General features: G+C 64.6%; 23 protein-coding genes. 7 read left to right on the top strand and 16 right to left on the bottom strand.

Annotated features, from left to right (window positions below):
- Positions 1–376 precede the first annotated feature (376 nt).
- The 3 genes from ACFP9U_RS14315 to ACFP9U_RS14305 form a co-directional block, all read right to left on the bottom strand.
- Positions 377–1519, bottom strand: coding sequence for an MFS transporter (locus tag ACFP9U_RS14315; protein ID WP_378622402.1), 1143 nt, complete (start codon positions 1517–1519; stop codon positions 377–379).
- Positions 1512–2057, bottom strand: a complete 546-nt coding sequence (locus ACFP9U_RS14310) for a TetR/AcrR family transcriptional regulator (protein ID WP_378622401.1) — start codon at positions 2055–2057, stop codon at positions 1512–1514. The genes ACFP9U_RS14315 and ACFP9U_RS14310 overlap by 8 nt, the downstream gene beginning before the upstream one ends.
- A 336-nt stretch (positions 2058–2393) precedes the next feature.
- The gene (locus ACFP9U_RS14305; protein WP_378622399.1) at positions 2394–2573 is read right to left on the bottom strand and encodes a hypothetical protein; all 180 of its coding nucleotides are present in this window, start codon (positions 2571–2573) and stop codon (positions 2394–2396) included.
- Between the two features lie 76 nt (positions 2574–2649).
- On the opposite strand from ACFP9U_RS14305, the gene ACFP9U_RS14300 reads away from it, so the two are divergent.
- Complete coding sequence (locus ACFP9U_RS14300; protein ID WP_378622398.1) at positions 2650–3024, top strand: hypothetical protein; 375 nt, start codon at positions 2650–2652, stop codon at positions 3022–3024.
- A 17-nt stretch (positions 3025–3041) separates the two neighbouring features.
- Positions 3042–3275 carry a hypothetical protein gene (locus ACFP9U_RS14295; protein ID WP_378622396.1) on the top strand — a complete coding sequence of 78 codons (234 nt, stop codon included), beginning with the start codon at positions 3042–3044 and terminating at the stop codon, positions 3273–3275.
- An 18-nt stretch (positions 3276–3293) separates the two neighbouring features.
- Here ACFP9U_RS14295 and ACFP9U_RS14290 read toward each other — a convergent pair whose 3' ends face one another.
- Positions 3294–3497 (bottom strand): hypothetical protein, encoded by a 204-nt coding sequence (locus ACFP9U_RS14290; protein ID WP_378622395.1) that lies wholly within the window; start codon positions 3495–3497, stop codon positions 3294–3296.
- A 134-nt stretch (positions 3498–3631) separates the two neighbouring features.
- On the opposite strand from ACFP9U_RS14290, the gene ACFP9U_RS14285 reads away from it, so the two are divergent.
- Positions 3632–4453, top strand: coding sequence for a metallophosphoesterase (locus ACFP9U_RS14285; protein ID WP_378622393.1), 822 nt, complete (start codon positions 3632–3634; stop codon positions 4451–4453).
- Here the strand turns inward: ACFP9U_RS14285 and ACFP9U_RS14280 are convergent.
- From ACFP9U_RS14280 to ACFP9U_RS14230, 11 genes are all read right to left on the bottom strand, one after another.
- Complete coding sequence (locus ACFP9U_RS14280; RefSeq protein WP_378622391.1) at positions 4432–6732, bottom strand: Wzz/FepE/Etk N-terminal domain-containing protein; 2301 nt, start codon at positions 6730–6732, stop codon at positions 4432–4434. The two genes, ACFP9U_RS14285 and ACFP9U_RS14280, sit on opposite strands and share 22 nt — an antisense overlap.
- A 49-nt stretch (positions 6733–6781) precedes the next feature.
- The gene (locus ACFP9U_RS14275; RefSeq protein WP_378622390.1) at positions 6782–7678 is read right to left on the bottom strand and encodes a UTP--glucose-1-phosphate uridylyltransferase; all 897 of its coding nucleotides are present in this window, start codon (positions 7676–7678) and stop codon (positions 6782–6784) included.
- A 17-nt stretch (positions 7679–7695) separates the two neighbouring features.
- Entirely contained in the window at positions 7696–8670 is a 975-nt protein-coding gene (locus ACFP9U_RS14270; RefSeq protein WP_378622387.1) for a glycosyltransferase family 2 protein, read from the bottom strand.
- On the bottom strand, positions 8660–9619 hold the full coding sequence (locus ACFP9U_RS14265) for a glycosyltransferase (protein WP_378622386.1): 960 nt from the start codon (positions 9617–9619) through the stop codon (positions 8660–8662). Before ACFP9U_RS14265 ends, ACFP9U_RS14270 begins: the two co-directional genes overlap by 11 nt.
- Positions 9616–10644 carry a glycosyltransferase family 2 protein gene (locus tag ACFP9U_RS14260; protein ID WP_378622384.1) on the bottom strand — a complete coding sequence of 343 codons (1029 nt, stop codon included), beginning with the start codon at positions 10642–10644 and terminating at the stop codon, positions 9616–9618. Before ACFP9U_RS14260 ends, ACFP9U_RS14265 begins: the two co-directional genes overlap by 4 nt.
- On the bottom strand, positions 10641–11813 hold the full coding sequence (locus ACFP9U_RS14255) for a glycosyl transferase family 1 (RefSeq protein ID WP_378622383.1): 1173 nt from the start codon (positions 11811–11813) through the stop codon (positions 10641–10643). The genes ACFP9U_RS14260 and ACFP9U_RS14255 overlap by 4 nt, the downstream gene beginning before the upstream one ends.
- A 112-nt stretch (positions 11814–11925) precedes the next feature.
- Positions 11926–12711 (bottom strand): glycoside hydrolase family 16 protein, encoded by a 786-nt coding sequence (locus tag ACFP9U_RS14250; RefSeq protein ID WP_378622381.1) that lies wholly within the window; start codon positions 12709–12711, stop codon positions 11926–11928.
- 103 nt (positions 12712–12814) lie between these two features.
- On the bottom strand, positions 12815–13225 hold the full coding sequence (locus ACFP9U_RS14245) for a hypothetical protein (protein ID WP_378622379.1): 411 nt from the start codon (positions 13223–13225) through the stop codon (positions 12815–12817).
- 40 nt (positions 13226–13265) lie between these two features.
- Positions 13266–14096 (bottom strand): sulfotransferase family protein, encoded by an 831-nt coding sequence (locus ACFP9U_RS14240; protein WP_378622377.1) that lies wholly within the window; start codon positions 14094–14096, stop codon positions 13266–13268.
- A gap of 54 nt (positions 14097–14150) precedes the next feature.
- Positions 14151–15149, bottom strand: a complete 999-nt coding sequence (locus ACFP9U_RS14235; RefSeq protein ID WP_378622375.1) for a glycosyltransferase family 2 protein — start codon at positions 15147–15149, stop codon at positions 14151–14153.
- A gap of 190 nt (positions 15150–15339) precedes the next feature.
- Positions 15340–15636 carry an exopolysaccharide production repressor protein gene (locus ACFP9U_RS14230; protein WP_378622373.1) on the bottom strand — a complete coding sequence of 99 codons (297 nt, stop codon included), beginning with the start codon at positions 15634–15636 and terminating at the stop codon, positions 15340–15342.
- 579 nt (positions 15637–16215) lie between these two features.
- On the opposite strand from ACFP9U_RS14230, the gene ACFP9U_RS14225 reads away from it, so the two are divergent.
- The 4 genes from ACFP9U_RS14225 to ACFP9U_RS14210 all read left to right on the top strand — a co-directional run bounded on the left by ACFP9U_RS14225 (position 16216) and on the right by ACFP9U_RS14210 (position 21324).
- Positions 16216–16896: a sugar transferase gene (locus ACFP9U_RS14225; RefSeq protein ID WP_378622372.1), complete on the top strand. Its 681-nt coding sequence runs from the start codon at positions 16216–16218 to the stop codon at positions 16894–16896.
- Positions 16897–16899: 3 nt separating this feature from the next.
- Positions 16900–18165, top strand: a complete 1266-nt coding sequence (locus ACFP9U_RS14220; protein ID WP_378622369.1) for a polysaccharide biosynthesis/export family protein — start codon at positions 16900–16902, stop codon at positions 18163–18165.
- Between the two features lie 31 nt (positions 18166–18196).
- Complete coding sequence (locus tag ACFP9U_RS14215; RefSeq protein WP_378622368.1) at positions 18197–19486, top strand: O-antigen ligase family protein; 1290 nt, start codon at positions 18197–18199, stop codon at positions 19484–19486.
- A gap of 245 nt (positions 19487–19731) precedes the next feature.
- Positions 19732–21324 (top strand): glucan biosynthesis protein, encoded by a 1593-nt coding sequence (locus tag ACFP9U_RS14210; RefSeq protein ID WP_378622366.1) that lies wholly within the window; start codon positions 19732–19734, stop codon positions 21322–21324.
- Between the two features lie 57 nt (positions 21325–21381).
- Here ACFP9U_RS14210 and ACFP9U_RS14205 read toward each other — a convergent pair.
- A partial coding sequence (locus ACFP9U_RS14205) for an amidase (RefSeq protein ID WP_378622365.1) occupies positions 21382–22161 on the bottom strand: 780 nt, incomplete at its 5' end.

The raw sequence follows: 22161 nt of genomic DNA, 5'->3' as shown, positions 1-22161 counted from the left end.
GTTCGGAATTCAGCCGGTAGCGCACCGCTCCGCAGGAACAGCCGCCTTGAAAGGTCCGGGGCATATTCTCCTCCCAACTTTGCGGTGAAAGTTTAGTTAAGGCACTGAGGGAGGTCAAAGCGACGATGACGCATCGGAATTCGGCGTGGGTCCAGATTTTGAGAGGTCAGTGGTCTGCAAAGGGTGGGAGGTGGTCGGAGAGGTTTCGGGCAGAAAGTCTTCATAGCTGCCGCACTTGAAGCCGGTATCGGGCAGGAAAGTCCGAGAGGCTTAGCGTCGCCAGCAGGACAAGTTTCGATTTGCCGGCTAGACGCTTATGCATTGAGGCCGCTTTGCACATGCGCTCGGTCTCGCTCTCGTTCGATGGGTCTTGATATCAGCTGGCTGGCCGTGCGGTCCCGAGGTGACGTGGAAGAGCACAGGCTGAAAGCGCAACTAGCGCGAAAGCGATGCCAGCGATCGGTGCGCTTGCCGTATCGAGAAGAAGACCGAAGATTGGCGCACCAGCGACTTGGCCAGCTGCGATGGCCAGAAAGCCGATGGTGATCCCGGTTGCGGGACGCTCCTGCATCGCACGAATGCCCCAGACGAGGTAGACGCCGGTCAACGCCATATAAGCCACACCGAAGAGACCACCGCCTACGAGCGCCATCACCGTGTTCTGCGCCATCGCGACGAGTATGGTGGCGGCCGCCAGAACAAGCAGGAACGAGCCCTGGACCCGGTTGAGGCCAAAACGCTGGATGAAGTGCCCGCAGGCGCCACCCGTCAGGCCGACAAGACCGATCGCGAGCCAGAGCGTGCCAATCTCGGCGCTCGACCAGCCGAGCGACCGGCGTGTCAGCTCCCCGCCAAAGGACCAGACCGCCGTACTCGCCGCGCCCATGAGAAAGGCTGCCGCGAAGAGACGCTTTATGTCGTCGTTTAGGGCCGGCAATCCGCGAGGATGGTCACCCGAGCTTGTTGCGGCCCGTGGTGCTATCAGGATGATGATCACGGTTTCGATAAGAGCAACGCCGACGAAAATCGCGAAAGCGAGCCGCCAGTCGCTACCGAGGATGAGCGCGGCCGGGGCAGAGAGGGCGACGCCGCCGCTTGCCCCGGCATTGATCAGTGTGTTCGCCCGGTCCTGAAGATTGGTGACGACGCGCTGAGAAACCGCCGCAGCCAGCGGCGGCGAGGCCAGCCCGGTGCTCATGCCCGCGAAGAGGACAGCCGCCGCAAGCGTTACGCCACCCGGCGCCGAGGCGATGCCGAGAATGCCGATGGTCGCCACACAACCGGCGAGCCCGACGACGAAGCGCGGGCCGAAGCGTTCGGTCAGTGCCGCCGAGACAACAATGGCCAGGCAATAGCCGAAAAAGGAGCCACCGGAAATCAGGCCGCTGAAGGAGGCAGACAGGGAGAGATCGACCGCGATTGCCGGCAGAAACAGGCCGAAGGCGAAACGCGCGAGACCGTAGCACACGGCAATCAGGCCGAAGCCGCTCGCTGTCAGCCCAAAAGCGCGCCTATCCATTGGTCCGTTCCGCCGAATGTCGTGCCGCTTCTACGAGGGTTGTGGCCGCTTGGCGGGCAGCCTCCACGACGTTCGTTCCGCGATAGACGGCGGCGTGGGTCGCGCCCTCGAAAAGCACGAGGATCTGGTCGGCGAGCACTATATCTGCTTCACCGAGATCGGCGGCGACGCAGTTGGCGATCAGAGCCGCCATGGCCTCCTTGTGGGTGGCAACCCGATCGCCGATCGCCGGTTCGCCCGCGCCGGCCTCGCCCAGCGCCCGGAGGAAGAAGCATCCATGGGCGCCCTGGGCCTCGACCCATTCGCCGAGGGCGCGGAACAGGCCGTCCACCCCATCGCGCGGCATGGCGGCAAGGAAGCGCTCGCTCCGAGCGTCGAGTGTACCGGCGATCAGCGCGGCACGGCCGCCGACATGTTTGTAGAGCGTGCGGCTGGAGACGCCGGCGGCCCTGGTGAGCCGGTCCATGCCGGTGGCGGAGAAGCCCTCCTTGTCGAGCAAGGCCTCGGCGGATGCGATGATGGCAGTTTGGTCGGTCATGGCACACATGTAAAACGATCGTTTTACATGTCAAGCACGATCGAAGAGGCGCACGGCTGCTCTCACGGCGATGGCCGAGCTGATCATCGCTGCGGCAGCGGAAGGCGAGCGCCATATCGGCAAAGGGTGACCGATTGTACATTGGACGGGAACGACCATGCCCCTTGTCGCCGGCCCCAACAGCCCCGAGACGGTCGCCAGTGCCATCCTGCGCGCTGTCATGCACGGCATGGAGGATATCGAACCGGGGGAAGCTTCAGCCGGGGGACCGTAACGATGAATGACCCGAGCGTGCGGGTTTAGGCGGATGGGCCGCGGTGGTCGCGGCCCACACTGTTACTCTTTGTCTTTCAAGCGATTCCGGATCTTGTCTTCGGTCTCGCCAAGGCCATGCTTCGTGCGCTCGTCGAGCCCACCAGCAGTACCCCCTTCTTTCATCGGCTTATCGCCGCCGGCCTTGCGGGTTTTCTCTTTTTCTTGATCGGTGTGCGGTTGGTTCTTCATGTCTTTGCTCATGGGACTCTCCATCGTCTGCGGAATCAACATGCCCACGGTCTGAATGTTCCCCGATTTAGGCGACAGATCCTCTCAAGTGACAGTCGTCTTGCAGGCCAAGACGGACACATTTCTGCGCAACATCAAGAACGCCGAGCAGACGTTCGTCGGCAGTCTCGACCGGATCGAGAACGAGGCCGATCAGGCCGGGAGTGCCCGCGACGGTCGGAACTCGGGGCACAAAGGCGCTTTCACTGCCGCGGCCGCACAGGCTCCAGGAGCAGCGGCGCTATCGGCGGTGTGCGCTCCGGATCCATACCCTGCTACGGGTGAACCCGCCTTCGTCGAGGGCGTATGCTTCTGGACATCGGACGGAGAGAAGATCGTCAACTATCCGCGTCAGCACCTCGACAACTGCACAGCCAAGAACGGGGAACCGCGAGCCGATTCAAGCCGAGCATTCGCCTTTTGAAGAACATGCGAAACGCCATGATCGAACAGGGCTACATCAATGACGGGCTGGCCCCATCGTACTTCCTCGAGGGGATGCTCTCCAATGTTCCAACGCAGCACTTCGTGGCGAGCCGTCAGCAGACGTTCGAGAACTACATGCACTGGCTTCAGACGTGCCCGGCGAACTTCGCGAACAGCTGCGCGCGCCGTTCAGGCAGCCTGAACCTAGCGTGCCACCAATATTCAAGCCGAAACCGCTCTTCTGCGTGACGCCTGACCCCAGAGAAGTTACCGGTCTCGCCAGCACGGAAACCGTGAGAGCACCCGCGAGGTGATGAGGAAGACGAGGAAATTGACGGCCGCGGGAACGGAGATGCTGATGGCGTACCAGAAGACGCCGCGGAAGGCGATCGCGGGGCGTCCCATCTTGTGCTGATGGCGCGGGATCTCGCCGTTTCCGGTCGGCGCGGCGTCGGTCAGGTGCGGGGGCATGGGCCCTCCGCGGAAACGCCTTTCCGGCGGTTGCGCCCGTGGATCTCCGTTGCCGGGACACGGAGGCGACAATATTTGCCAGTTAAATGGCTTTCTCCGTGGTATCCAGCAGGCCCGATGCGAAAAGAATACCGATGAAGGGACTGGCCGGTCTTTTGAACCTGTGGAGCCGAAGGGTGCCGCAACGGCGTCCGAGGCTGCGCCTCAGCGCAGCCGACATGCCGATCTACGCCATCGGCGATGTGCACGGCTGCCTGGAACAGCTCCTGGCGCTGGAAGAAAAGATCGTCGCGGACGCGCGGGCACTGCCCGGTGCCAAGCTGATCGTCATGCTGGGCGACTATATCGACCGGGGCCCGGCCTCGGCGCAGGTGATCGACCATCTCAACGCGCCGCCGCCCGCAGGTTTCGAACGCATCTGTCTTGCGGGCAATCACGAGGCGCTCATGCTGGCCTATCTGGAAGAGCGTGCTGCGCTTTCGCAATGGCTGGCGCTGGGTGCCGAGGCCACGCTCTCCTCCTACGGCATCGATCGCGATCGCCTTTCGCGGGTCTACACGCAGCCAAGGCAGGTGGACGCGCTCATCCGCCGGTCGATTCCGGACGCCCATGCTGCCTTCTTGCGCAGGCTGCCGGTGCTGGTCGAGGCACCCGGGCTTGCCTTCGTGCATGCGGGCTTCCGCCCGGACCTGCCGCTTGAGCGTCAGTCGGACAGCCAGCTGGTTTCGATCCGCGAGGCCTTCTACACGCGTGCGCATCTGCTTGAACCGACGGTCGTGCACGGCCATACGCCCATCTCCCGACCCCGGCTCGAGGGCAGGCGGCTCAATATCGACAGCGGCGCCTATCTTGGGGGACCGCTGACCGCCGTGCGCATCTGGCGCGGCGAGGGCCTCTTTCTGCAAAGCCATGCGAGCGCTCCCGGCGTGTCTTCTCATTCGACCCGGTCCCCGTAATAGGCCCCGTACCGGCCCACATAGCTTTCCGCCCCGCCCGGCGTTGCGTAGCGGGCGAGCTTCTTCATGTCGGCCTTGTTGAGGATGACGCCGATCGCCTTTGCGGCGATCCGGCGCTCCGATTGAAGCGTGGAGCGCAAGAGCGCCCGCGGCGTGGCGCCCCATTCGGTCACGATGACGAAGCCGTCGGCCATGGGCTCGAATGCCTTGGCGTCGATCACCGGTCCCAGTGGAGGCAGGTCGATCACGATATAGGAGAACATCCGGCGCGCCTCGTCTATGAGCTTTTGCATGCCGGGGCCGGAGAGCAGTTCGCTCGTATGCGCGAAGTGACGGCCGCTGGCCGGCAGAATGGCCATCTGCGTTGCGCGGTCGATGCGCACGTAGTTCGGCCAGTGCTTGTCGCCCGCGATCGCCTCGACCAGCCCGCCGCCTGAGGTCCCCGAAAGGCTGCGGCTCAGCCCGCGGCCACGCAGGTCGCCGTCGATCAGCAGCGTCTTGGCTCCGCTTGCCGCCGTCAGGCAGGCGAAGTTTGTCGCCACCGTCGTCTTGCCCTCGTCGGGGAGAACCGAAACGAAGCCGATCACCTTGCTGCTGTTGCCGTGCAGGAGGAGATCGGCCGAATGCCGCGTGTTGCGCATGGTTTCGGCGAAGGACGAGCCGGGCGCATCCTTGGTGACGCGCAGGATGTTCGGCGACACGGTGACCGTTTTCTCATTCTGAGGCTTGTCGTTCCGGCCGCCTTTCGCACCTGCCCGTCCGGTCTTCCCGAGAAGCGGCAGATAGCCGAGGAACTTGAGGCCGAGGGCGTCCCTGACGTCTTCGCCCGTGCGGAAGAAGCGCTCCCGGAACTCCTGGAACGCGGCCGTGCCGCCGCCGGCGAACAATCCCAGCACGAGAGACAGAGCGAGTACGACCGTCCTGCTCGGGCTGGAGGGGCCGACGGGATCCTCGGCCTGCGAGATCACACGCGCCTTGGCGATCGGCAGCGAGCGTTGCTGCGAAGCTTCCTCGTAGCGCGCCAGGTAGGTCTGATAGAGGTTGGCGAGCGTCGTCGCCCTCTGCTCCAGCTCGCGCAACTTGACCAGCGCCTTGCCTGTTTCCGAGCTTTCGTCGGACATGGTCCCGACATTGCCGCTCAGCGATTCCTCGCGGGCCAGCGCCACGCTGTACTCGTTGCGGTAGGTTTCGGTGAGCTGTTCGAGCTCGCGGAAGAGCTGTTGCTCGAGCTCGCCCTGCTCGCGGCGCAGATTGACGGCTTGCGGATGGTCTTCGCCGAATTGCGCCTCGACGTCCTGGAGCCGGTTGCTGATCGTGAGATAACGCGATTTCATCTCGTTGATCAGGGTGCTGTTCGGCTGGTCCGGCGGAATGGTGGCGCTGCGCACCGCATTTTCGGCGCCGCTGTCGATGATGGACTTGAACTGCTCGTAGCGCGCGCGGGCATTCGCGGTCTCGGCCCGCGCCAGGATGAGCTGGCTGTTCAGGTCGGACAGTTGCTGCTCGGAAATCAGCTCCCCGCTGGAAGCGGTCAGCCCATGTTCGGCCCGGTACTGCTCGACCTCGAGGGCGGCCGTTTGCGAGCTCTGCCGCAATTCGTCGAGCCTGCCCTGCAGCCACGTCATGGCGCGCTGGGTAGCGTCGAAATTCGCTTCGAGCTGGTCTGCGAGATAGGCATCGGCGTAGGCGCGCGTGATCGCCCCGGCGAGTGCCGGGTCGCTCGCGCGGAACGACACCTGGATGACGAGGCTGCGCCCGACCCGCTCGGCCGACACGCCCTGCTGGAGCAGGGCGGTCGCCTTGCCGATATCCGCTTCCTCCGTCTGCCGGTCGGACTTCGATGGTCCGAACAGGCTCAGCATCGCCCTGGCTTGCGACTTGAGCCAGGCCACCGGCGCCTTGGGCGGGTTGAGGAAAACCTCGTTGTTGTGCAGGTCCTCGGCAAGCACGACCGTGCGGGCGAGCTGTGCGGATTTGAGGATTTCCACCTCGCTCGACATCATGGAATCGATCCGCATATTGCTCGATACGGGCGGCTCCTCCTGCGTGAACTTCGCCAGATTTTCGTCGATGAGGATGCGGGTCGCGGCCGTATAGACGGGCGGCGTGACCAGCAGATATGCGACCCCGAGCGCCACGCCCAGGGCCGCGAACAGCGCGATCAGCCACGCGCGCCGCCATATGGCGGCCGCGAGGACCTCCAGGTCGATGAACCGCTCCTCCCTCGGCTCATCATCCCGGAAAAGATGGCTGTCCAGTTGCTGGCTTCTCTGATGCATCAAGCCACCCGCATGGCGCTGTTTCGCGTGTGCCGCGAAGGAGCCATGCTCATGCCGCGTTGCTGCGGATCTCCTGCGCCGCCACCATCGCCGTGATGGGTTCGAGCACGAGATCGCGAATGTCGGAGCGGGCGAATGCGAAAGCCACGTTCGCCTGGATGAAGCCTTCCTTCGAGCCGCAATCGAACATGCGGCCGGTGAACGGGGCGGCGTAGAATTTCTGCACCTCCATCAGGCGGTGCATCGCATCCGTCAGCTGGATCTCGCCACCCGCGCCGCGCTGCTGGTTGCCAAGCAGAGCGAAGATTTCCGGTTGAAGGATGTAGCGGCCGTTGATGTAGCTGTTGGAAGGCGCGACCGAGGGATCGGGCTTCTCCACCATCTCGGTGACTTCAAATCCGGTCCCGATCTGCGTTCCCTTGCCGACGATACCGTATTTGTGGGTCAGTTTCGGGTCGCATTCCTCGACCATGATCACATTGCCGCCAGTCTCGGCGTAGAGCTCCATGGCCCCGGAAAGGCATCCGCGCTCGCCGTAGGAAACCATGTCGGGCAGGAGAACGGCGAAAGGCTCGTCGCCGACCAGGTCGCGCGCGCACCAGACAGCATGGCCCAGACCGTCCGGCGACTGCTGGCGCGTGACGCTCACCGCGCCGGCGGGGAGCTGCAGCGCATCAAGCTCGGTAAGCTGTTTCGACTTGCCGGCCCGCTTCAGCGTGTCGTTGAGCTCGGGCTGGACATCGAAATAGTCCTCGATCGGGGTCTTGTTGCGCCCGGTCACGAAGACGATGTGCTCGATGCCCGCCTCAAGCGCCTCGTCGACGGCGTACTGGATGACCGGGCGATCGACGATCGTGAGCATTTCCTTCGGCATCGATTTGGTGGCCGGCAGGAACCGCGTGCCCATTCCCGCCACGGGGATCACCGCTTTTCTGACTTTCCGCATTGCGTCCTCTCTCTCCGCTAGGATTGGAATTCCCCGTGCCCCTGTATCGTCCCCCGGTTGAATCGTGCCGCCATGCGCCTGAGCCGCGCGCCGATGGGCATGCGCATATGGCGCAGCGCCGCCGGATCGCGCACGGCGCACCGGGCGGCCTTGAAAAGCGCCCGTTCTTTCAGGTGTTGAACGACGGACAGGAAGGACACGGCCTGGCGAAGGCTTCGGCGGCGCTCCTGCAACGCCCGTCGTGATGCCGCATCCAGCTCGTGCGCCCGCTCGAAGCCGGCATCGGCGGCGAGCATCGCCTCGACATGCCGTTTTTCGAGAACGCGGGAGATCGACCCGCTGCGCAATGCATAAATGTAGCCCGGCTGCGGTTCGATCACGCAGTGCGCGCCCTTCGCCAGGGCCGCGGCCAGGAAGAGGTAATCCTCGCCGATACGCAGCTCTTCGTCGTAACGCAGGCCATGCGCCTCAACGAATGCGCGCTCGAAGATTGGCTTCATGTAGCCGAAATTGTACGTCGCCTCGAAAATGCGGTTGGAATGGATGAAGGAGGCGAGCGTCAGGCGCTCGAGCTTTTCGAGTTCCCGCGGCACGAACATCATCCGGTGGCGGGTTTCCGCGCTGCTTTGGGCGATGAAAAGGTTGTCGACGACGACCTGGGCGCCTTCCCGCCTCGCCCGTGCGATCATGCGGGTGAGCCGGTCGGGCTGCATCGCGTCGTCGGCGTCGAGTACGGCGATCCAATGCCCCCGCGCCTCAGCGAGACCGGCATTGCGCGCACCGCCGGGGCCGCGGTTTTCGGCAAGATCGACGAACCTGACCGCCGTTTCGGGGAAGCCGCGGGCGATCTCCGCTGTCCGGTCGTCGGACGCATCGTTGACGACGACGACCTCGACCGTGATGTCACGCTGGTTGAGCGCGCTGCGGATCGCATCGGGCAGCGTGTCCTCGGCATTGTACGCGGCGATGACGACGCTGACGTCAGGCTGCATTGCCGTGCTCCGCTGCCGGGGAAGGGCTTCCGTACTGGCGGATTTCACGCAAGCCGAGGAGACCGGCGGTCACGCCGACATGCATGATGCCGCGCAGGATCGAGGGATTGCGCCTGGCCGCAAAGGGACAAAGGAGGGCGGCGGCGGCAAAGCAGTATCCCGCCTTCAGACCCGCCAGCCCCAGATGCACGAGCCGCCGCGGCGGCGCCGAGCCATTCGCCAAAAGCCGCCCGTGCGTCTGCCCCATGCGGAAGCGGCGCCTGGCGAGCCAGGAAAAGCGGGCGCGACCGTCCGGCACGATCTCCTCCACCCAGGCCTCGGGCTCATAGGCGATCGTGCCGCCGGCCTGATAGAGCCGTGTGAAGAAATCGGTGTCCTCGCCGCCGGAGCGCCCGAGCGACAGGTCGAAACGCCGGCCCCTCACGAAGGGCGAGGTGCTCTTCAAAAGGACATTGCACGTGTAGCCCGTGCGGATCTCGCCCCTGACCCGGACGGGATATGTCGAATGGCTGTCGGCGCGCTGCATCCAGCCCGGCGCGCCCGGTTGGTAGATCGCCCGGACGGGGCCGAGCACCGCATCGGCGCCGGTGTCCAGCGCCGTCGCCAGGAGCGCGCCGAGCCATGGGCGCGTGACGGTTTCGTCGTCGTCGACAAAGGCCAGGAAGTTCCCGCTCGCGGCATCCAGACAGGCGTTGCGGGCGATCGAGATGTTGCGCGCCGGGGCATGCACGTGAACCAGCTCGTAGGGAAAACCGTCCGCCACCTGCTCGACGCGGGCGCGCGCGCTCGGCGTGACGTCGTTGTCAGCCACGATCACCCGTAGCCGCACGCCATCGGGCACATCGAGATCAGCCACGGACCGCAGCGTGTCGAGCAGCGCATCGCGCCGGAAGGTGCAGATGCAGATATCGACCGAATGCGACGGGGGCGTGAGGAGCGCGGTGCTCATGACGTGCCCTTTCCGCGCCTGCGGGATCTGAGCATCTGCAGCCAGAAGCCGGCGGACCATCCGAAATGCATGACCATCGCCGCGACGCTGGCGAGCACCGCGCGCGGGTCGCGCTGTCCGACGCCCAGCACGACGCCGTAGCCGAGACAGATCAGGACCCACAGGAAAAACGGCACGGCCGTCCACCAGTGAAACAGGGCGAGCAATGCGCCGGCCGCGCACGGCAGGACCATCGCCGGCAGCATCTGCCGCAGCTTCGGCAGCGTGCGGTGCTTGAGAAAGTTGCTCGCGCGTCCCTTCCCGTAATTCACGTATTGCCGGAAGAGGCCGTACACCGTATCGCGCGGGTAATAGGTCATGCCGGTCCTGTCGGTCAGCCAGATACGGTAGCCGGCCGCGCCCAGGCGGTGGTCCAGCTCGGCGTCCTCGTTGTGGCCGAAGCTCTCGTCATAGCCGCCGACGGTGCGGAACGGCGCGATCCGCATGAGCGCGTGATGGCCGTGGTCGGTCCAATGCCCCTTGGCGCCCGCGCGGTGTTTCGATCCGCCATTGCCGAGCTTCGAGTTCTGCGCCATTGCCGCGGCCTGCTGGAAAAGGCTGCGGCCCTTCGTGGTCATGACGACGACGACCGAATCCGCCCCCGTCGATTGCGCCTCCTCGATCAGGCGGTCGCAGAAATCGTCGGGATAGTCTGCATGGGCGTCGATGCGGATCAGGCAATCGACCGTGTCGCCGAATTCCCGAACGGCGAGATTGACGGCCGCGCCCTGGAGCTTTCGCGGATTGTCGAGCACCACGACGCGCGGATTGGCCGCGGCGATGCGGCCGAGGATTTCGCGCGTGCCGTCGGTGCTGCCGCCGTCGGCGACCACGATTCGCATGTCCAGCCGGTCCGCCGCGCCGTCGAGGTCCTGAAGCAGGCGCTCGATATGCGCCGCTTCATTGAGGCAGGGGATCACCACCATGGCGCTCAACCGCGTGTGGGGAGCATCCTTGCGCATTGTTGCGGGTGCTTCACAATTCATGCGGCAGCCTCCAGCACCTTGTCCTTGGTCCGCGCCCGTGTAAGCCCCTCGAGACGCCCCACCAGCGCGCGGCAATCCGCAGGACCGCAGATCCAGGTATTATCGGGCTTCGCCGTGACACGCGCGCGGTGGTCCGTGTAGGAGGTCGCATCGATGGAGCCGAGCAGGGCGGTGAGCGCGTCGGCGGAAGGCTCGGCAAGAAGGGCGCCGATCCCGTGGCTCTCCAGGAACCGTCCCGTCTCCGTGCCGTCCATGCCGATCGGTACGGCGCCGTGGCGACATCCCTCGTAGAGCCGGTTTGGCAACAGCCATTTCGAGTTCAGGCCTTCCTCGAAGAAGTCGATGGCCCAGGCGAAGTGCACGGCGCCGTAGATCGCTGCGAGGTCGTCCGGATTGCGATAGGCGCCTTCAAAGCGCATGTGCGGTTCGGCGGCGACCGTGGCATCGAAATCGTCGAACTCCGAATAGGCGGGGCGGCCGCGCAGCACGACTTCGAACTTTCCCTGCATGCGCCGCGTGAAGGCGGACAGGAGCGCCAGCGAGCGGCGGCAGCGCAGCGCGCCGAACCAGCCGATCCGCCACGGCGCGCCGGGCACCGGCGCGTTTTGCGCCGCCGTGTTTGTGACAGGGCCGAGTTCCAGAACCTTGTTCTCGAGGAGAAGCACGGGCGCGCCGATCTGCCCGCGCGGCGCGAAATATTCGCGCAGAAAGGCCGGCGAACTCGTGATCAGGAGGGCGGCGTTGCCGCCGAGAGCACGCTCGGCCGCGCGCATGGCAAGACCGATGCCGTCGCGCCTGAGCAGCAGCCGGTGAACGTCCAGGCATTCATAGACGATCGGAACATCGCCGCCGAACTGCGCGCGCAGGCGCCGGGCGAACACCAGCATCTCGAGATTGCGGGCGATGATCACGTCGGGCTTCGAGACGTGCCTGAACTTGGGGCCGAGCGCCAGGTTTGCGCCGGCGATCGCCGCAAGGCGCTGGGCGAACCTGCCGTCGTGCGTCCTGCCGAGGCCAATCGGCCTCTCGCCTGCGACCTCGCGCGCCGGCTCCCGGTCGCGGTGAAAGCCGGCAAGGGAAACCGCCGCACCCCCGGCCTTCAGCATGACGACGCGCCGGCTGGTCGCGGGGTCGGACAAGTCATGCACGAGATACAGGACGTGCAGCATAGGAAAACTCACCGCGATCCGCCCCCACGGGAAACGTTATCGAACATGATATCGCGGCGCAACATATTATATTGCACCGCAGCGAAGGCATACGCCACGCCTGTCCAGGGGATCACTCGAGCGTGCATACGATCGACTCCGGAAACTGGCAGTCGTCGCCCAGCGCCGTGAAGGCAACCCGGTCCACTTCGGCCGAGAGCGTGCCCTCCGGCGGGGCGAACGTCCCCAGCCACGATTCCATGTTGTCGCTCGCCCAGAGGCTCAGATAGATCTTGGAGGCATGGGTGGGGACGAGGGCCGGGTCGTTCACCTCGTGAACCAGCTCGCCGTTGACGAACCAGCGGATGCGGCCCTCCTCCCAGACGAAGGCGTGGTCGTTGAAGGCCTGGTCGGCACCGCCGGGGACCGGCACCAGCTTCTCGTTGCCGCCCTTGCCCGAGACGTACTGGTTGAGCTGCACCTGCGAGGGATCCTTGCCCAGGAACTCGAAGTCGATCTCGTCCCATGGCTGCCCGTGCGCCGGTCCGATATAGGTGAAGAAGCCGGTGTTCATGCCCGAGCCGGCGACCGCCCGGATGCGGGCCTCATAGGTGCCGTATCCGAGGCGCTTGTTGGTCTGGATTTCGCCGCAGGCATAGGCGCGGTCACCGGTCTCGCGCTCGGTAAAGCCGAGTGACAGGACGCCGTCGGAAACCGCCACCTGGTCCTTCGACCAGGTGCAGTTCTGGTGCGCGCCGTTGGCCCATCCGTCGGAAACATACCAGCGGGCTCCGTCGAGGCGATCGAACTCCTCCACGAACGAGGCGTCGCCCTCCTGGGCGATTGCCGGCCAAGCGGCCCCGGCAATAAAGAGCAGTGCAAGCGGCAGGTATCTTTGTCGGCTAAGAAGATTGCGCAATGTCCTTCATGCTCCCGTTTTGCGGCGGTCCTTCGTGCGGCTGCAGAGTGATGCGTATTTCGATGACAATGAGGCGCGAATTCCTTTGCGTGGTCGCTGACGATCAATCATCCGCAGTGGAAGCAACATTATTTGAGCCGAAATTCTTGTTCTGGTCGCTTTCCATCGGATCGAGATTCTCGGCCGCGTCGAAGAACGCCTTCGCGTCCATCTCGGCGTGCCGCATGAACGCGGCCTGTCCCTCGAGGGCGGCAATGCGCGCCTGGTAACGCTGCATCTGCGTCGACAGGTCGTCGGCCTTTGCAGACAGCGCCTCTCCCTCTCCGTTCTCGAAAGCCTCGAGCGCGAATGCCGCGGAGGTTTGCGCGGTCTCGTAGCGCGCCTGGAGCCCGCTGCGTTCGGCCTCGATTTCGGCATGCAGTTGGTGGAGCAGTTGAAGCAGCCTGTCGCGACGGCCGAGATCGGTGGCGCGGTCGCGTTGCGGATTGCGGGTTCGAAAGCTGAGCAGTGCCATGAGGTTCCTTTCAAGGTCAGGGCGGGACGGCCGCCATCCGTCAGCTTCTTTCGGCGTCCTCCCCGACGATTGCGCGGATTTCCGCGACCTGCTGCTCGGAAAGATCCTCCTTCCAGCGGTCGAGCGACTTGGACTTGATCTCCGGTCGGGCGATCGGGTCGTCCAGGTCGAGGAATTCCTGCAGCCGCTCAAGCTCCCGCGTCGTGTCGGTCTGGAGCTTGTGGTAGCGCATGCGGATCATCCGCTCGCCGAGCACCGTTTCCAGTTCGTCGAGGCGGCGCAGATGCGCATGCCATCTGACGGCGCAGCGGCCGGCAAGCGACATGCGCGCATAGGCCTCGCGATTGTCCTCGCTGACGCCCAGGAAGCGGTTCGGCACCGGATAGGCGTCCCAGTTCTCCGCCCAGTAGCGCACGCCCTCATGCCGCAGGCTGCTTGCCACCGTGCCGAAGACGTCGCGCAGGACGCCGATGAAGCGGGCGGCCGGGAAGGCCTCGGCCAATTGCTCGGCCAGCCAGATGTTGGGGTGGCTCTTGTCGAGCAACCGCTTCGGCCGCGCACTCGCCGCTTCGAGCTGGTAACGGCGCAGCAGCCCGGGCAGGAGCCTGGCTTCCGCGCTCGGGTCGATGGCCAGCTCCGTGACCCAGTTGAAGATGGGCGGCTTCTCGATGAGCGTGTGCAGCGCCGTATGCGGCTCGAGGATCCAGGCGACCCAATGGGTGCCCGAACGTCCCGTACCGAGCACGAAGATGGGATCGGGCGGAGGGCCGGGATCGAAGGCGAGGCGGGCCCGCTGGCTCGTGAGCCGGACGAAGTCGGCGAGCCGGCGGGATCGACCGCTGGAGATGTTCTGCGGTAGCTCAATCGTCATGTGAAGTCCTTCGTTCCATGTCGCCCCAATACCGCCGTTTCGTGCCGGTCTCGCTCAATCCATCGCCAGACGCCCCTCAAGCAGATAGCGCGGCCCCGGGGGAGACGCCGACCACGCCCGCCGTCGCATGAAGGACTCGGTCTTGTCGGCCAGAACTCCGCTGGCGATCCCCGGAAGCGACATGGGGCGCGCGCACGCATCCCGTATCGCGGCCATCAGCCCCGATCCCGCCTTGACGTCGAGGAACCGCCGCAACTCATAGCGCGCGCGGATGTGCTGCGCGTGCCGCCTGAAGTGCGTTTTCGCCTCCCGCGGCAGGGTGGGCGAGCGCATGATCGCCTCGTCGGCCTCCCACAGGCGCTTCAGATCCTGCGTGGCATGCCGCCCGCTCAGCGAATCTGCGCGGACCACGGCGCCGTAGCCGCAGGCGCGGACGACCTTGTAGCGCGCACCCTGCGCCAGCGCGCGCGCATAGAGATCGTAGTCCTCGCCCAGCCGCAGTTCTTCATTGTAGCGCAGGCCGTGACGATCGAGGAACGCGCGGCGCACCACCGGCTTGAGAAAGCCGATCTCGCCGCGGGACAGGCCGCGCCTGGCGATGTTGCCCTCGATGAAGGTGTGGAGGTCGAGAAAATACGGCTCCGGGGCAAAGCGCGGTATGTTCGGTTCGCCGACATCGGCACCGACGAACATGACGTTGTCGGCCACGAAATCCCAATTATCCCCGGTAAGGAGCGTCTCGAAGCGGCCGGGCAGGAAGAAATCGTCCGCATCCAGCACGGCGATCAGGGGGGCCGTGGAATTGGCGATGGCGTGATTGCGCGCGAATGCGGGACCGCGATTGCGGGAAAGGCGCAAGACCCGCAGGCGGCCGGTGCCGTCATCGGATCGGTGTGCCTCTCCTGCGGTATCGTCGCTGGACCCGTCGTCGACGACAACGACTTCGCCCACCTTCCTCTCACGCAACGCGGAGGCGGTGGCCCGAGCAATCGTGTCGGAAGCGTCTTTGGCCGCGATGATGACGCACACCGTGTCTGGAGCCGATGAATCCACTGCAACCTCGTATGCACGAATGTTGACGGAAGCCGGCCGCACCCGAGGCGGCGCGACCGCGATTTATCGGTTCCTCCCAGCAAGAACCCGGAGGGTGTACGCACAAAAAGGGGATTGCAATATGACATAGCCGTGTCGGAACGCCAGATTTGATCTGGTCGTTACTGTTCAGGCAGGAACGAAATACGATTTATAGTTGCGAGGACCGTCGCACGCCCGAGACCTGATTTGCGCCCCCGGCCGGCTCGCCATTTTTCCTGGAAGCCTTCTTTTGCTCGCTTTCCGCCGTCTCTTCGCCGCTTCGCCGACGTTGGAAGGGCGCCCAGACGATGATCAGGATGGTTGCAAAGTAGCCGACCTGAATGACGGCGGCACAGACCAGCGTGGAGACGAACGTCGTCCATGCGGATTGCGTCACGATATATGTCGTGATGGCAAACGCGGTAAGGGCCATCAGCATGCCGCGTAGGAAGAGCGGGAAATGCATGCCTAAGCTCGTATGCTGCTCTTGCGGCGGATCATCGCGTCTTCCTCCCCGCAGCAATGGACAAGTCTTCCTGCGCCGCTGACCGCGGACTGCCGAAGCGATCCAAATAGAGGTCGTCCATTGCCTCACCACTGCCCTTTCCCGTACATATATTGAGCCAAGGATCGTGAAGCAATACGAAGCCGGGTTTTTCCCAACTCCGCAGTCCCTTTTCGGGGGAAACCCTTGCCGGGTGATGGATGGAATCCGAAACGTAACTCCGTATTCAAAGAAGACGAATCTTTTCAAATGATTAAGAAGAACAATAATGATAAAAGAGGATGATTGTTCATTCAATCATCAAGCTGAACACAAAACTTTATGCCGAACTCTTCGATTTAATGCACCAAAAGATTACTTTATTCACCATATAAATATTTTTATACTCATTATGCAACATATATATCATTTCGTTACATAATATGATTCTGTTTTGCCATATCGCCAAACTTTCGTTGTGTGCATCACATATATCCCCAGCTATCGTGCTGCATCGCAGCATTTGCCTCACATCTTATTGTCATTGGCTGGGAGACGCACATGAAGCATGCGACAAGGTCAGCCGAACTGCCCGCTGGAATTCGGTACCATGCCGCGGCAAAGCCCGCCGTGGGGGGTACGTTCAAGCGTGGATTTGATATCGCCGCCGCTTTGTCGGCTATCTTCTTCCTGAGTCCGCTGTTGATCCTGCTTGCCCTGCTGGTCAAGCTCTCCGACGGCGGGTCGGTCTTCTACTCCCATCCGCGCATCGGCCGCAACGGCAGCATGTTCCGGTGCCTGAAGTTCCGCACCATGGTCGAGAACGGCTCGGAGGTGCTCGCCGAGCATCTGCGCCGGAATCCCGCTGCCCGCGAGGAATGGAATGCAACGCGCAAGCTGCAGGACGATCCGCGTATCACGCGGGTGGGGCTGGTCTTGCGCAAACTGAGCCTGGACGAACTACCGCAGATCTTTAATGTTCTGCGCGGTGAGATGAGCTTCGTCGGACCACGCCCGGTCGTCCAGGACGAGCTCGATCTGTATGGAACGGCGGTGGACTGTTATCTGCAGGCGCGTCCCGGACTGACGGGGCTCTGGCAGATCAGCGGGCGCAACGACGTCTCCTATACCAAGCGCGTGGGCTTCGACCGTTACTATGTCGAGAACTGGTCCTTCGCCTTCGACCTGCTGATCATCGTCAAGACCTTGCCCGCCGTCATCTCATCACGCGGGAGCTATTGAAGCATGCCATTTACGCCGGTGTTGAAAGGCCTTGCCGCATTCCTTTGCTGGCGTTTCCTGCCGGCCGCGCTCCTGGTCGCGCTTCTGGTCCCGGCGAGCGCGGGAGCCGAGGACTATCTGCTTGGCCCCATGGATAAGCTGCATGTCCGGGTGGCGGAGTGGCAGAGCGCGGACGCTTCGGTGCGCGAATGGTCGTCCATCAGCGGCGACTATACGGTCGGCCCCTCGGGGGCGGTGTCGGTGCCCTTCATCGGCGAGGTGCCGGCGGCCGGCAGGACGGCCGCCCAAGTCGCCAAGACGATCGGCGATGAACTGCAGCAGACGCTCGGCCTGCTGACGCGCCCCGACGCCTCGGTCGAGGTGGCCGAGTTCCGGCCTGTCTTCGTCTCCGGCGATGTCCAGACCCCCGGCCAGTATGCCTATGGTCCCGGTCTGACAGTCCTGAAGGCCGTCAGCCTGGCCGGCGGCCTGCGTCGCGCATCGAACGAGGGCCTGCGGCTCGAGCGGGACTATATCAACGCGCACGGAAACTATGAGGTGCTGACAGCGGAGCGCAAGCGGCTGATTGCGCGCCGCGCCCGGCTGGCGGCCGAAACGGAGGGCGCTACGGCGATCGAGCCTCCCGAGGAACTCGCCGGCAGCGCCGAGGGCAGGCGGCTGATCGCCAAGGAGACGGCCCTCATGCAGGCGCGCAGGGAAAGCCTTGAACGCGAGCTTTCCGGGATCGACGATCTGAAGACGCTGCTCAACGGCGAGATCGAATCCCTGGACCGGAAGATCGCGGCCCAGAACCGCCAGATCGATCTCTTGCGCGAGGAGCTCGAGGGGATCGGCGGCCTTGCCGAGCGCGGGCTCGTGGTCAACCAGCGCGTGCTCGGGGTCGAGCGCTCCATCGCCGATCTGCAGGGCAAGGTCCTGGACATGGAAACCGCCGCGGTGCGGGCAAGGCAGGAGATCAACCGCGCCGAGCGCGATGCGGCCACGCTGCGCGACGAACGCGAGACGGAAATCGCCCGGGAGCTGCAGGACACCGAGGCGGCCATCGAGGCGCTGGATCTGAAGATCGCGATGCATCGCGGGCTGATGGCCGAAGCGGCTTCGCTCGCTCCGGAGGTGGCCCTCAGCATCGACGCCGAATCGGTCCAAGTCAGCTATGTGATCGTTCGCACGACCGGCGAGGAGACACAGGAAATCACCGCTCAAGAGAGCACGGCGGTCCGACCGGGCGACGTGGTCAAGGTGGATATCGTCCCGCCTTCGGTCCAGTAGCGTCCGCAGCGGTCGCCCGCGAAAAGTCGCGATGAAGATTCCCGTTGCCCTGTTCGTCAGTCCGGAACGGAATTTCGGCTACGGCGCCGTTGCCGTCGCCCTGTCGCTCTTCGTCTTCGCCTATTCGACGCGTTTCGGCCAGGCGCCGATCCTCCTCTACTATGCCTTGTGGCTGCCGCTGCCCCTGCTCGATCCGCCGCGCTACCTCAGGGGCAACGCACATCTGCCCTGGATCGTCGCGTTCGGCGTGTTCGCGCTGCTTTCCACCTTCTGGTCTGCGGCACCCGGGGCGACTGCGCGCGCGAGCGTGCAGTACCTCTCCCACATCGCCTGCGCGCTGATCGCCGCGCGCACAGTGAGCACGCGCACCTTGATCTTCGGCGGCCTGGGTGGCGTCACGCTGGTGCTGGGATATTCGCTCGCCGTCGGCGGCTACCACTACGACCCGATCGACGGTGCCTACAGCTTCGTCGGAGCTTTCTCGTCCAAGAACCAGCTCGGCTTTTTCGCTTCGCTCGGCATCTATCTGGCCTTCGTGTCCCTCGTCGTGCTCAAGCAGCGCGGCCTGTCCGCGGCTTTGGCATTGTCGGTGGGCGCCTTGTCGGGCTACAGCCTGCTCGCCTCGCAATCGGCCACCTCCGTGATCACCGTGGCGATTGCGATCGCCGCCGGCATCTTCATGCGCTCGCTGCAGCTGTTCGCGCCCCTGCCGCGCAAGCTGCTTTTCACCGCCGGTACGGCGCTTGCGCTCCTCGGCCTGTTTGCCGCCCTGCAGCTCGGCGCCTTCGACGCGGTTCTGGAGGTGTTCGGCAAGGACGCGACGCTTACCGGCCGCACTTATCTCTGGTCGGAAGGCATGGCCGCCGCGCGGGAAAACCCGATCTTCGGGAGAGGCTATCAGGCGTTCTGGGTGCACGGCTTCGCCCACGCCGAGCGGCTCTGGGAAGAGTTCTACATCACCGCCAGGACCGGCTTCCACTTCCACAACACCTATATCGAGACGTTCGTGGAGCTGGGGGTGGTCGGCACCGTCCTGATCGTCGTCCTGATGATCGGTGTGGTTGCCGGCCAGGTGCTGGTGCTTCTCGGCAGCCGCCACGACCCGACCGCGCAGGTCATGCTCGGTCTCAGCGTCATGCTGCTTGTCCGCTCGGCGGTGGAGGTCGACGTGATCACGCCTTATGTCGTCGGTTCCTTCCTGCTCTACTATGCGGCAGGGGTGCTATCTGACCCGAACCGGCGAGCGGCACGCGCGCGTATCGGCGCCGGCGCGGTGCCGAGCAGCACCGGCGGACAGCCGGCTGCCTATATGCGCGGATAGGGGAGGGGGCTTGTCCAGGGTCAGTCTGCGGGCTGTGGAGAATCCGGCCGGGCGCATAACGGCGATGCAAACGCGGCGAACAGATCGTGATGCCGCTCGGGAGCCATGCCCATGCTAGGGGCGGTTGCAGACTGTGGATGGAAGTTGCGAGGATGCGCGAGCTTCGCTTTCCTGCCGGATTTTCCGGTGAACATGGTTCGTGCGCGCCGAATTCCTTCATGAATGAGCAAGGGGACGTTACATCCATGACCGAGTTCAACCGACGCGATATCCTATCGCTCGTCCTTTCATCGTCCTTGGCAGCCGTTCTGCCGGTTTCGGCGCGCGCCGCGGCGGGCGGCGAGGATTATGGCCTGACGTTCGGGCCCCCCGAGCCCTTCAGCTTCGACACCTTGAAGGAGCGCGCGGCGGAGATGGCGGAAGCCCCCTGGCAGGAGGAGAAATCGCCGCACGGCGACATTCTTCAGAAGATCGATTATGACGCCTTCCAGGCGATCCGGTTCAAAAAGAGCCATGCGCTTTGGGCCGACGAGAAGGGCGGGGCGCCGGTGCAGTTCTTCCACCTGGGCCGCTACTTTCAGGAGCCCGTCAAGATCCACGTGGTCGAGAACGGGACCGCGCGCGAGATCCTCTACCGTCGCAGCTATTTCGACATGCCCGCCGATCATCCGGCGCAAGGCCTGCCGGACGATATCGGCTTTTCGGGTTTCCGGCTGGAGGAGCCCTCTCAAAAGTCCGACTGGCTCGCCTTTCTGGGTGCCTCCTATTTCCGCTCTGCGGGTGAGCTCAATCAGTACGGTCTTTCGGCACGCGGCCTTGCCGTCGACACGGCACTGCAAACGCCGGAGGAGTTTCCGCGCTTCAGCCGGATATGGCTCGAACGCCTGCAAGGGCAGGAGGGCCGGGTGCTCGTCTACGCCCTGCTTGACAGTCCAAGCATCACCGGCGCCTACAGGTTCGACTGCGTGAAATCCGCCGGTCCCGTGATGGACATCGCATGTTCGCTCTGTCCGCGCAGGGCGATAGAGCGCCTCGGCGTCGCGCCGCTCACGTCGATGTACTGGTATTCGGAAACCAACCGAAGACAGGCTGTCGACTGGCGGCCGGAAATCCACGATTCGGACGGGCTGGCCATCTGGATGGGCAACGGGGAGCGGATCTGGCGGCCGCTCAACAACCCGCCGGCGACGGTGACCAACGCCTTTCTCGATGAAGACCCGAAGGGCTTCGGCCTTCTGCAACGGGACCGGGAGTTCACGCACTATCAGGACGACGGCGTTTTCTACGACCGCCGTCCCTCTGCCTGGATCGAGCCGACGAACGAATGGGGCAGGGGACAGGTGCAGCTCGTCGAGATTCCGACCGACGATGAAATACACGACAACATCGTCCTTTACTGGGTGCCCGACGGCGCCGTCGAACCGGGACGGCCGCTCGACTTCAGCTATCGGCTTCACTGGACGGCCAACGAGCCCTATCCGGCGGAACTCGGGCGGGTCGTCGCGACCTATACGGGCATCGGCGGCATTCCGGGCCAACCGCGGCCCGAGAAGGCCGTGCGCTTCGTCGTCGACTTTCGCGGCGGCGCGATCGGCGACCTCGCGCGCGGTGATGCGGAGCCCGTGGTCGACCTCTCGCGCGGCGAGGTCAGCCTCTCGGACGCGCATCCGGTCGTCGGGCAGCCGGGCCTTTACCGTGCCTTCTTCGATACGATCGTCGAGGGAACGGAGCCGATCGACATGCGGATGTATGTGCGGGACAAGGAAGGCCAGGCACGGACGGAGACCTGGCTCTATCAGTACCATCCGGAGGGCACGGTCGACGAGCGCGACGCCTGAACGGCCCTTCAGCGCCGATCGGCTGGTCCGGCGCGGTTCCGGCCGAGCCCCTTCACCTCATGCCGCGTCGGCACACTCCTCCAGGCGCTCAGCAAACGTCAGCAGCATGTGCTCGGCACCGCCTGCAGCAATGAGCTGGAGGCCGATGGGCATGCCGTTACCGGCCCGGCCGCACGGTATGGAGAGCCCGCACAGATCGAGATGGTTGGCGATGCGGGTGAAGCGCGACATGGGGAAGGTGCTTTCGTCCACTTCGGCGAGCGGCCGAGCCGGATAGGGCGTCGTCGGCAAAACCAGGATCTCGCCGCGCGGCAGGACTGTCCCGAATGCCTCGATGGCGGCATCGCGCTCGCGCCGGATCGCCGCCATAGCTTCGTCGGATATGGTCGCGCCCTGCATGACGCGGGCACGGACGAACGGGTCGAGCGGCGTTGCCGGATCGTCGACCAGGCGGTGGAGCGCCGCATAGGCCTCGTATGCCATGATCATACCGCTGTCGCGCTGATAGTCGGCAAAGGATCGAGGCAGCGTGACCGGCGCCACCTCCAGGCCGAGCCAGGCTATCCGTTCCAGAGCATCTTCATAGGCGCTCCACACCTGCTCATCGAGCGGCTCCAGCGCGTCGCGACCGACCCGCCGCGCGCGCACAGCCTCCCGCCCGTTGCGGCCCGATGCTTCGGTGGTCGAGCGTAGCGCCCCGAAGATCAAGCGGGCATCGTCCACGTAGCGGGTCATGGGACCGACGGTGTCGAGCGTCGGGCTGAGCGGTGCGACGCCTTCCGTGGACACCGCGCCGATCGTCGTCTTCAACCCGACGATGCCGCAAAGCGCGGCGGG

This window comes from Nitratireductor sp. GCM10026969, from assembly GCF_042660605.1.
Classification (GTDB): Bacteria; Pseudomonadota; Alphaproteobacteria; order Rhizobiales; family Rhizobiaceae; genus Chelativorans.
The sequence above is the reverse complement of the archived record's forward strand: the minus strand, read 5'-3'. Positions and strand labels throughout refer to the sequence as shown.